At 43.2% G+C, this 10,049-nt stretch carries 10 protein-coding genes and 1 pseudogene; 5 read left to right on the top strand and 6 right to left on the bottom strand.

The window, feature by feature from the left end; translation table 11 throughout:
- Positions 1 to 709: 709 nt before the first annotated feature.
- Positions 710 to 889 (top strand): hypothetical protein, encoded by a 180-nt coding sequence (locus AM228_RS27915; RefSeq protein WP_054470240.1) that lies wholly within the window; start codon positions 710 to 712, stop codon positions 887 to 889.
- 28 nt (positions 890 to 917) lie between these two features.
- A complete protein-coding gene (locus AM228_RS27910) occupies positions 918 to 1,484 on the top strand; it encodes a photosystem I assembly protein Ycf4 (RefSeq protein WP_054470233.1) in 567 nt (188 codons plus the stop codon).
- Between the two features lie 33 nt (positions 1,485 to 1,517).
- On the opposite strand, the gene AM228_RS36510 is transcribed toward AM228_RS27910, so the two are convergent.
- Positions 1,518 to 1,649, bottom strand: coding sequence for a hypothetical protein (locus AM228_RS36510; RefSeq protein WP_255353285.1), 132 nt, complete (start codon positions 1,647 to 1,649; stop codon positions 1,518 to 1,520).
- Positions 1,650 to 1,663: 14 nt separating this feature from the next.
- Here AM228_RS36510 and AM228_RS27905 point away from each other — a divergent pair, with 14 nt between their 5' ends.
- On the top strand, positions 1,664 to 2,374 hold the full coding sequence (locus AM228_RS27905; RefSeq protein WP_369817811.1) for a peptidylprolyl isomerase: 711 nt from the start codon (positions 1,664 to 1,666) through the stop codon (positions 2,372 to 2,374).
- An 81-nt stretch (positions 2,375 to 2,455) separates the two neighbouring features.
- Positions 2,456 to 3,619: a beta-ketoacyl-ACP synthase gene (locus AM228_RS27900; RefSeq protein ID WP_054470231.1), complete on the top strand. Its 1,164-nt coding sequence runs from the start codon at positions 2,456 to 2,458 to the stop codon at positions 3,617 to 3,619.
- Positions 3,620 to 3,802: 183 nt separating this feature from the next.
- Here the strand turns inward: AM228_RS27900 and AM228_RS36505 are convergent, their stop codons facing one another.
- Entirely contained in the window at positions 3,803 to 3,928 is a 126-nt protein-coding gene (locus AM228_RS36505) for a hypothetical protein (RefSeq protein WP_255353284.1), read from the bottom strand.
- A gap of 284 nt (positions 3,929 to 4,212) precedes the next feature.
- Here AM228_RS36505 and AM228_RS36500 point away from each other — a divergent pair, with 284 nt between their 5' ends.
- Positions 4,213 to 4,338 (top strand): hypothetical protein, encoded by a 126-nt coding sequence (locus AM228_RS36500; protein ID WP_255353283.1) that lies wholly within the window; start codon positions 4,213 to 4,215, stop codon positions 4,336 to 4,338.
- A gap of 76 nt (positions 4,339 to 4,414) precedes the next feature.
- On the opposite strand, the gene AM228_RS27895 is transcribed toward AM228_RS36500, so the two are convergent.
- The 4 genes and pseudogenes from AM228_RS27895 to AM228_RS34675 form a co-directional block, all read right to left on the bottom strand.
- Positions 4,415 to 4,645 (bottom strand): hypothetical protein, encoded by a 231-nt coding sequence (locus AM228_RS27895; RefSeq protein ID WP_054470230.1) that lies wholly within the window; start codon positions 4,643 to 4,645, stop codon positions 4,415 to 4,417.
- A gap of 434 nt (positions 4,646 to 5,079) precedes the next feature.
- Positions 5,080 to 6,086: pseudogene (locus AM228_RS37090) on the bottom strand (IS630 family transposase).
- A gap of 933 nt (positions 6,087 to 7,019) precedes the next feature.
- Complete coding sequence (locus tag AM228_RS27880; RefSeq protein WP_054470222.1) at positions 7,020 to 9,548, bottom strand: fimbria/pilus outer membrane usher protein; 2,529 nt, start codon at positions 9,546 to 9,548, stop codon at positions 7,020 to 7,022.
- 90 nt (positions 9,549 to 9,638) lie between these two features.
- Positions 9,639 to 10,049, bottom strand: a 411-nt coding sequence (locus AM228_RS34675) for a hypothetical protein (protein WP_369817810.1), incomplete at its 5' end; no start/stop codon positions are given.

Genomic DNA, 10,049 nt, shown 5'->3' with positions numbered 1-10,049 from the left:
CGAATACAAAGCGATCGCGTTTCAGCCAGTCGTCGAGTACGTCAAACCATCCTCGCTCTTGGCTGCGTCCAATGGCGATTGTCATAACTTTTATCTTTTATCTAATCTGCTTGGTGGACAAGAATCGCAAGCGTTCTCATTAACTTAACATAACTATAGAATATTTACCAAAATTTAGTAAACCCCTTTTTTGGCCAAATATTTGGCCAAACACCGCGATCGCCACAAAATCTGCCTGAGTTTCCCTGGTAGCTTGGCTTCAGTCGTTAAAAATACTCATTAAAATCGGCGCTTGTGGGCAGCAGATTCCAGGGCGATCGCCGCTCTAGGGAGTAAAATATGAAAAAACCATAAAATTCTGATTGTTTTGATAAGTTTTTTCACTAGATCCAACTAAAAAATGCCTTCTTAAGTAGATCAAACCGAGATCAAACCTAAATCAAACCTGAAATAAATGGCGAAAAATGCCAAGAAAATGACCAGATCGCCCTTGGCTCTGGATTAATGCATCTTAGCGATCGGACTCTAAGCTGGGAATCGATCCCTAAAATTACTTAAATGTGAGTAGCTTACAGAGTTATGATCTGAGATTGGCTCAGGTTAACCCGGTTGTGTCGCGCTGAAATTAAACTCAGATGTTCAGCCGGAGTAATTTAAGGGGCATTTTGCCAAAACCGCAGGTTACAGAGCGCAGGTTACAGATAAATGAGTGCGAATCATTCATCTCGGTTCAGCCCAGCATCAACGGTCTAACGAAGATGCTTCCTGCGGGCAGTTGCCGATCGCCTCTGTCTGGATGATCTTTCTGATGCTTGGCAATTCCTGGGAGTCAGAAATTTCCATCCGGGGTCAGCAATCCGGGCAAAAAACCTGTGTATTCATTGATTGATGAGCTTTCCACACTACCGAAGATTTCCATGACCACAAAAACTATCTCTAAAAGCGATCGCGTGCTAATTCAGCAAATTATTGGCTCTCGTCGTCCCAGTAACTACTTTTGGGCTACAGTTGTCACCCTGGGAGCCACTGGCTTTCTGTTAGCGGGAATTTCCAGCTATTTGCAAATTAATTTATTGCCAGTTTCAGATGCCACTCAACTGATTTTCGTCCCCCAAGGCTTAGTCATGGGACTGTATGGAGTGGCTGGTAATCTCCTGGGATTGTACCTGTGGCTGGTGATTCTTTGGGATGTTGGCGGCGGTTACAATGAATTTAACAAAGAAACAGGCCAGGTGCGGATTTTCCGTTGGGGATATCCGGGCAAAAATCGCCAGGTGGATATTACCTACTCTACGGAAGATGTCCAAGCGGTGCGTGTGGATATTAAAGAAGGGTTAAATCCTCGTCGGGAGCTTTATTTGCGTGTAAAAGGACGTAATCCCATCCCGCTGAGTCGCGTCGGACAACCGTTACCCCTCTCAGAATTAGAAAATCAAGGGGCTGAACTGGCTCAGTTTTTGCGGGTTCCCCTGGAAGGTTTATAGACCCTGTTTTGTGTCTTAAATCGACTAAATCGACTAAATCCACGGCATCAGGATGACGCCGCCTGATGAAGTGAGCGGGCGATCGCCGGAAATTGCCCGGTCTGTAGATAAGATGATTTCGGAAATATGCTGTTTGCGATAAGGGTTCGCGTATGAAGTTTCCAATCAAGCATTGGTTTATGTCTCTGTTGATGATCGGCACCTTGCTGATGGCTGGATGTGCGGCAAATACTGCCACATCCACCCCAACCGACAATGCCACTGCTACGCCAATCAGTCAAAATGATGGAATGAATATGAGTAATTTACCCCAGTTAGAAGGAAAAGCGACCGTAGTGATGACTGTGAAAGGTCAGCCCATTACTATTGAAGTGGATGGCACTAAGGCACCAGTCACTGCCGGAAATTTTGTAGACCTCGTACAACGGGGTGTGTATGACGGGTTGGCATTTCACCGGGTTGTCCGTGAACCCCAGCCATTTGTGGTTCAAGGTGGCGACCCCCAAGGGAAAAATCCCAATTTTCCGGTGGCTAATATGGGAACAGGTGGTTTTATTGACGAACAGGGAAATCGTCGCTTTATTCCCCTAGAAATTACCCCGGAAGGAGCCGAGAGTCCCATTTATAGTAAAACTTTCCAGATGGCGCGAATTTCTCAGCCACCGGCATTGCCCCATACCAGAGGCGCTGTGGCGATGGCCCGATCGCAGGCTCCCGATTCCGCTTCTTCCCAGTTCTACTTTGCTTTGGATGATTTGTCTTTCTTGGATGGCAATTATGCCGTGTTTGGCTATGTCACTGACGGGATGAATGTGGTGGATCAAATTCAACAAGGCGATCGCATTCAATCCGCGAAAGTGACACAGGGTGCAGAAAACTTGAAAAAGTAATCAAATTTAGGTTATAATCAAAAGTTGCTAAAAATAGCTAAAAATTGCCTAAATTTTTAACTTTTATTTCTCAGGTTTTTTGTGCAAGTTGTCGTCACTGGGATTGGTTTGCTCTCAGCTTTAGGCTCCAGCCTGGAGACAAGCTGGTTGCGTTTAATTGCTGGGGAATCAGCCATTAAGCTGAGACAACCCTTCTCAGAATTACCCCCCCGACCCTTGGGGTTAATTGGGGAAACCCCTGCTCAGTTGATTCCTTTAATTGAGCAGGTTGTCCCTGCCGCTTTGAAAGATGCCGGTTTAGCCCCACCTCTGCCTGACTGTGGGGTGGAGATCGGTTCTTCTCGCAGTCAGCAAGCCCGGTGGGAACAATATTTAGTCAATTATTTGCGATATCAAGCCATTGACCCAAATTATTGCCCAGAAGCACATTTAGAAGATTGGTTGGGCAGTCTGCCTCATGCCGGGGCGATCGCCGCCGCTAAACTGGTGGGAGCAACGGATACAGTTTTAGCGCCAATGGCGTCATGTGCTACGGGGATCTGGAGTGTCGCTCGTGCTTTTCAACTGATTCAAAGCGGGCAATGCTGCCGTGTGTTAGCTGGGGCAGTGGAAGCCCCCGTGACCCGTTTAACTTTGGCTGGGTTTGCACAAATGGGTGCCTTGGCGAAAACAGGTTGCTATCCTTTCGATCGCCACCGGGAAGGATTGGTGTTAGGGGAAGGGGGGGCGGTTTTTGTGTTGGAAACAGCGGAATTGGCCAAAAATCGAGGGGCGAAAATTTATGGCCAAATTTTGGGCGTAGGACTGACCAATGATGCTTGTGCGGTGAATTCTTCTGACCCGGAGGGAAACATTGCCCAAAAGGCGATCGCTCAATGTTTAAATCGCAGTCATTTAGTTGCCGCTGATATCGACTATATCCACAGTCACGGCACCAGCACTCTCCTCAACGATCAATTTGAAGCTAATTTAATTCAAAAGTTATTTTCGCCAAAAGTGGCGGTCAGTTCTACAAAAGGCTCTACAGGTCATACTTTGGGGGCATCCGGTGCCTTGGGGATCGCCTTTAGTCTCATGGCGTTAAAAGATGGATTTTTGCCCCCTTGTGTGGGCTTAACCGAGCCAGAATTTGATTTAAATTTCGTGATCAATGCCCAAGCTAATGACTTAAGAAATGTTTTGTGTTTAAGCTTTGGGTTTGGCGGTCAAAATGCGGCGATCGCCTTGGGAAAACTGCCAGATTAAACCAGATTAAATTTTTGGGCTAATTTGCCCTTGACCTGTATTGCCAAACAACAGACAAACCCGGTTTCTTGAAAAAACCGGGTTTGTGGTCTGAGGGGATTTGGAAACCGGGTTTGTGGTGGATCAACAGAACAAAGATTTCCCCCCTAAACAGACTCCTGATGCCAGAATTGTCTAATTAAATTACTTGTCTTTGACTTCATTCAACGCTTGAAATGCTTGCCAGAGTAAAAGTCCAGAAAGCACCAAGGTAAAAGAAACTTGAAAAATCAAAGAACTGAGAATGGGAATTTCAGAAATTGCTAACATATCCAAACTAAGTCTAAACTACGTTTTCATCGAAAGGTTTATGGATCGGCCAAACCGTCACGCTGGATGAAACCCACACATATTCGCACAGATTGTCTGTCGAATATTCACTTCGCTGGTTTGATACCCATCTCATCAAGCATAGTAGATTATCGTAGAGGATCTGCTTGGATAGCAGTAAAAATTTTTTTGAAAATGACTCTATGAACATAGTTACTTGACCAAGACCACAAATATCTAAGTCACACAGGGGATTGATCTATGGGACTACAGGTGGAAAATGAGTGGAAAATTGTCAGGCGATCGCCCACCAATATTCCGAACCAACCAGTTTTGATGCCAAAAATCCCAGTGCGGATCTCAGAGAAACCTGGAAGACTTTTAATCAGTTCAGCCAATTTTTCTCTTGAATCACACAATTACCTGGCAATTCCCTGGCAATGTTTTTGAAGTATGTTTTGGCTGACACTGATTGGATTGAGAGAATTAATCTGAGGCAGAATTTGCTTTATTAAATAAAGCCACTTGCTTGATGGGTGTAATCAGAATCGGTGCATCCTTTAATGGAGAGACGGTTCGTGTCACCTGTTCCTGATGGGGTTCTACATTAAAGTATAAAACCCCAGTAAAGAGTAAAGCAAGGACAATCCGATGGAACCGTGCTTTTATGGGATTTACTGTTTCTAGTTGGCAATCATCTAGAGGGGTGCGGTTCATAGCAATTCTCCTGCCTGCTTTGGCTGCATCAGCGGTGATGTTACAAATTTGGTGCTAGAAGTTACAACCCGATTGTGAAAAATTCCGGAAATCTATGCATAGATTTTCTCTTGAATAGGATCTTCATCAATGGTTGAGCCAATCAAGCGATTGGCATATTTTTCGGGATTATTAATTTTTCTGACCACTATCATGGCGAATTAGTTTCTGAATTTGATTTTTTTCTCTAGATTCCTGAATTCACTTAAGGATGGAACAAAACTCCCCATAAAAATATTTCACTTAGAGTAAATTAAGTGATAATTTTATGTCTTGCTTCTTTGACATTGATGTTCTGAAACCTCGGTCAAGGTTTTTGTCTGATTAATTGCTAACCGCTCGTAGTCGGTTGTTACGGTTAGTTATAACAACAAGTACAGCTTGTTCGATAATTACTAATTACAATAGCAGCATTTAGTAAACCAGTTATTGAAGCTGTCTTTTCCGCTCACAATCAGAGCAACTTCAATTAACTTTTCTAGCACTTCCATTGCTCGTGTTGGGAACATTCTTACCAGTGACTTCACTGTTGACCACAACATAGAAATCGGATTAAAGTCTGGTGAATAGGGTGGTAAATATTCTACTCTAGCTCCCGTAGCCGTGATTAATTCTTCAATACCTTCAATGGAATGAATATTCAGGTTATCCATCACTACCACATCCCCTGGCTTCAGCTTAGGAACCAGGTCATCTTCTACAAACTCCTTAAAGTCCTTCCCTTTCATCGAGCCTTCAATTGCTTTTTTCGCTACAACTCCTTCAATACTTATTGCCCCAATTAAGGTCATTTTTCTCCCTTTATAAAAGGGTCTTAAACAAAATGCCTTTTTACCCTTTTCACTCCTGGCCACCTCCCGACTCATCCCCACCCAGAATGCTGTCTCATCAATGAATATCATTTTCTCCTCTGGTAGATCTCTAACCCTCTCCCGGTAATCAACTCGCTGTTTTTGACCTTACCGATGTTGCCATCTTCTCCGCTCCGTAAGTTTTTTTGTAGGGGCGATAGCATTCGCGCCAGTGGTTCTTGGTTGAAATCACTAGCCCGCTCCGCGAATGCTTCGCCCAGTCCAAGTTTATTGAGGAATTCACACATTCCTCCTACACTGACATAAACATCCGGCTCTGTGAGGAGATATTCCCGATATTGCCTCACTCTCCAATCGGGGTTATCTTGTACCATCCGAATAATAAAGTCTCGATAAGCCTCTAGTTTTCCAGGACGGTTTGACCCTGGTTTTTTAGGAGTTAAATCTTGCGTTTCTCGATCTTGTTTGATATAACTATGGACAGTGGCAGGACTGATCATAAACTGCTCGGCTATTTGCCGAATAGAGCCTTTGCCCAATTTATAAGCAGTCACCACTTTTTGTCTAAGATCAATAGAGTAACGTCCCATAGCTGAATCTGGTCTGCATTGAGTACAGCTTCAGTTTATCATACAAGTTTTACAAAATTCTAATGAACAAGCTGTAATTCGACCCAAGTTAAAGTCCCTGAAAAAGTATGACTTTAGAGCAATATATGGCGGCTGTTAAGGAGAAGCTCACTGGTAGCCCAATCTGCGATCAAGATTAGTGATGAGCGAATTTTCCGAAATCGCGGCTATTTTCTGGCTCGTTTAACCCTGATTAACAGCGAGTTATTGGAAATTGCTGAATCATTCACAATTCAAGATAACCACATCTTCACCTTAAATTATCGTTATCAATGGATGGATCTATCTAAACAATTTCTTAGAAAGCGCCCTTGGTAGCGTCAAGCATTTTCCAGATTTATTCAATTTTCCCCATCATATTCATATTGGTTCAGAAATTAACGTTGAACCTGGGCAATCTCGAAATATCTTGGAGTTTATAGATTTTATGAAATCTGAGTTAAGCTAAACTATTTCTATTCATAAAATAATGCGATCAAATAATGCGATCAAATAATGCGATCAAATAATGCGATCAAATAATGCGATCAAATAATGCGATCAAATAATGCGATCAAATAATGCGATCGCCAATCTTGTAGCCAATCTTGTCGGGTGTTATAATAAAATTTAACCCACCATATCCGTATATAAATCAGCCTAGTAGGTTGGGTTGAGGAACGAAACCCAACACCCACAAATATTTACCATAGAAACTCAACGATTCCCTCCGAGATGGGGAAGCGATCGCCCTTTACGGCCCGCTTCACACCTTTGATAGTGAGTTTTCGGGTGGGGCTGTTGCCCTCCTTACCATCTCCAGGTTACGCTTGTGCGTAGCTTTTGTCCCAATTGAGTCCTGTGCCGTCCGGCACACTTCACGGCGGCGGGGCGGCTGTCGGGATTGGAACCCGATCAAGGAGGTTGAAGCGTGCCGATGTCGTATATTCCCTTTGTATCAGGAGGAATTTCAAACTGAACTGTTGATGGAGGGTTCGTCAACAAGCGGATTTCATAACGACCGGGTTTTAAGCCGATTGTGGCAAATCGGCCCGCTCGATTGGTAAACAAAGTCACAGGCTGCCAGTTGCCATCGGAAAGAGAAACAATCTGTGCTGACTGCAAAGAAGCCGGTTCACCATTAGCATTTAACAATACACCTCTTAAAAAAACTGTAGCATCGGTTCCCAACCGCACTAATGTGCCACTGCGATAGGTTGGCAAAAGCATAATCACCCGATTTCCTACATCCATTCCTATCGGTAAATTGGGCGCATCAATGGTAAGACTAGAAATCCGATAAGGATCTAAATTAGATACGACACCAGGCCCTAAATCATCAATGCGGGTGGTATAGCCGCTTACACTGGGATTAATGCCTATTTCTTGATCTCTTAGGCTTTCGTTAGGAATGACTAAAGCAAAACTATTACTAATCGGACGTGACCAACCCCAATGACCATCTGCAAACACTAAGGCAGTACCAAAACTGACTTGAGTTTTGTTAGCGATCGTATAATTTCCATCCCCGGCAAAAACCGAATCATTAGATAAATCCCAATTGAAACGATAACCCGTATAAGATAATCGCCCGGTCAAGTTATAACCGCTGTCATTTTGGGCTAAACCGAGGGAACTTCTTGGCGTTCCGATCGTTCGCAACGGGTTATAATTCCAGTTCAGGCGATGGCTAGGCTCTCGTCTATTATTAATATCTGTTGAGGCTTGGATAAATTGGCGACCTTGTGGTGACAACCAAGATAAATTAACGTAAGCCCGTTGTTCATCAGAACCCATTTTATCAAGAGTTTGACTGAGATTCAAACTAATGTTTAATCCATTGCGAAATGATCTAGAAAAACCCATGCCCAATCTATAACTATTGAGAACATCGCGGCCCAACTGATATCTGGCGCTAAGATTACCTCGCATATTCCAGAATAATTTTTGACTATAATTAGCATTAATATCGTAAGAAAAATCATTGCGTGGGTTTTCTTCTCCCACTCTAGTAAAATCAGATCCCCTAGATTCTATACTTAATCTAAATGAACGTTGAGATGGATTATTTGCACCAGTTTGCAAGTATTCATAACGTAACCTAGCTGCATAATCAATGCCCAACTCTCGATCGCTGTTGAGGGCAATTTCCCATCCGAAATTACCATAGGCAGTTGCCAAAATTGATTCCCAACCCATGAGTTGTTGAGCGAAACTAGCTTGGAGATAAATCCCTGATGTTAAGCTATTGGTAATACCTAACCGATGAGATAAAGTCAAAATCGGCTGAGTAAAATCATAAGTGCGATCGCCAGAACTATCAGAAGATAGAAAACCCAAACTATAGGCAAATTGCTGGAGTCCTGGCGCTAATAAATCGGCAGCTACAGGATTAGAAAAATTCAGTCTTTGCACCCGACCCACATTATCAGTAATAACTAATTCTACATCATTAGTTCCCGCATTCAAAGGTAAATCGCGAATATCGTGTCGTCCGCCAGGTAACTGTAACGTGCGTTCTAATTGACCATTAACTAATACATCAACCCGTGAATCTGTTTCTAAGAAAAATTCATATTTGCTAATAGGTCTAGTGATGACATAAGGTTGTAAACCAAAATTTCTGGCTATAGAAATTCCCACTTGAGCCTGACTATTTTGATATCCAGTCACCGGAATTGAAAGATCGCCAATTACATAACGTAAAGCTTGCTCGGGTGTATCGCGAACTACTCGCAAATCTCCCCTAAGAAAATTAGGGTTTCTACCTTCGCTAAAATCACTGCGTCCCTCGAATACCCAGTTTTTATAATTCAACGCACCATCTACAGAAAAACGGAGGGGTTGACGACCGATATCACCTGAACCAGACCAAATATAATCTTGATCGCCCCGAAAATTAAGATAGCCGCTCAAAGTGCTGGGAGTGAGAGCATTTTCTGCCCCTGGTGGCAATCTTCTTTCATTTAAATTAGCGATATTTGTGAGACGTTGAGCCGGTGGAACTTGAATCTGTAGCTCTAATTTTGCGTAATCAAAAGTTGCTTGTAAGCCATTTTGTTGCAAAACTTCTAAACTGATATTTCCCTCAGCATCAACCGCATCAGTCAGTTTTGCTTGTGTATCTTCACGAACCACTTTTCCCGTTTCAGTCAATAATGGTGCGGCCTGAATCCGCACTGCGGGAATATTTCCCAGGATGAGCAATACCTGACCCCTCTGTTGTCCATCAACAAAAAATGGCGCAATCACTTTCTCGGTTTGGTCACGAGGTTTCCCAAAAATACCCTCAAAGGTAGGCTCTTGGTTTTGGGTGTCAGGAGGCACATTAGGCGACGAAGAAGGGACATCTTGCCCTAAAATAGGTGAAGACTTAAATAGAATTGAACTGAATCCCCACAACAGCAATAAAGGTAAACGATTTGCCTTTAATTTGAGTCTCATCCAGAAGAAAAATTGGTGTTTTTTGGCTTCTGCTCATATCAAATATTTAAATGGGATTTACGCGGGTCGGATTTGTAATCAGTGGGGTGATTATTCCGCATCCTTAAAAGTAAATGTCGCGGTTACATTTCCTACGGGTAATGCTTCCGGCCAAGGGATTGAAAACTGTCTTTGATTACCTGCCAAAATCACCCCATTATTAACCCCTTCTAGCTGTTCTGGTTTCAGGGTAATTTGAGCGCCTTGTTCGCTGGTTAAGTTTAAATTTAAGTCAGATAAAACTGCACGGCGAGTTCCTTTATTTTCAAAGGTGATCATCAAAATATCATTGCCATCGGTTCCTTGTTGGTGAGTGATGCTATGGACTACGACTTCGGATTTGGCATTTTTGGGACGAATATACACTGAACCCATATAACGAAACATCACCTCGACGCCGCCTGTTGCTGTTGTTGACTCTTCTGGCTTGTTCAAACTAATGGGCAATTGTTCAGCCACCAG

The organism is Planktothricoides sp. SR001 (assembly GCF_001276715.1).
Taxonomy (GTDB): Bacteria; Cyanobacteriota; Cyanobacteriia; order Cyanobacteriales; family Laspinemataceae; genus Planktothricoides; species Planktothricoides raciborskii.
The sequence above is the reverse complement of the archived record's forward strand: the minus strand, read 5'-3'. Positions and strand labels throughout refer to the sequence as shown.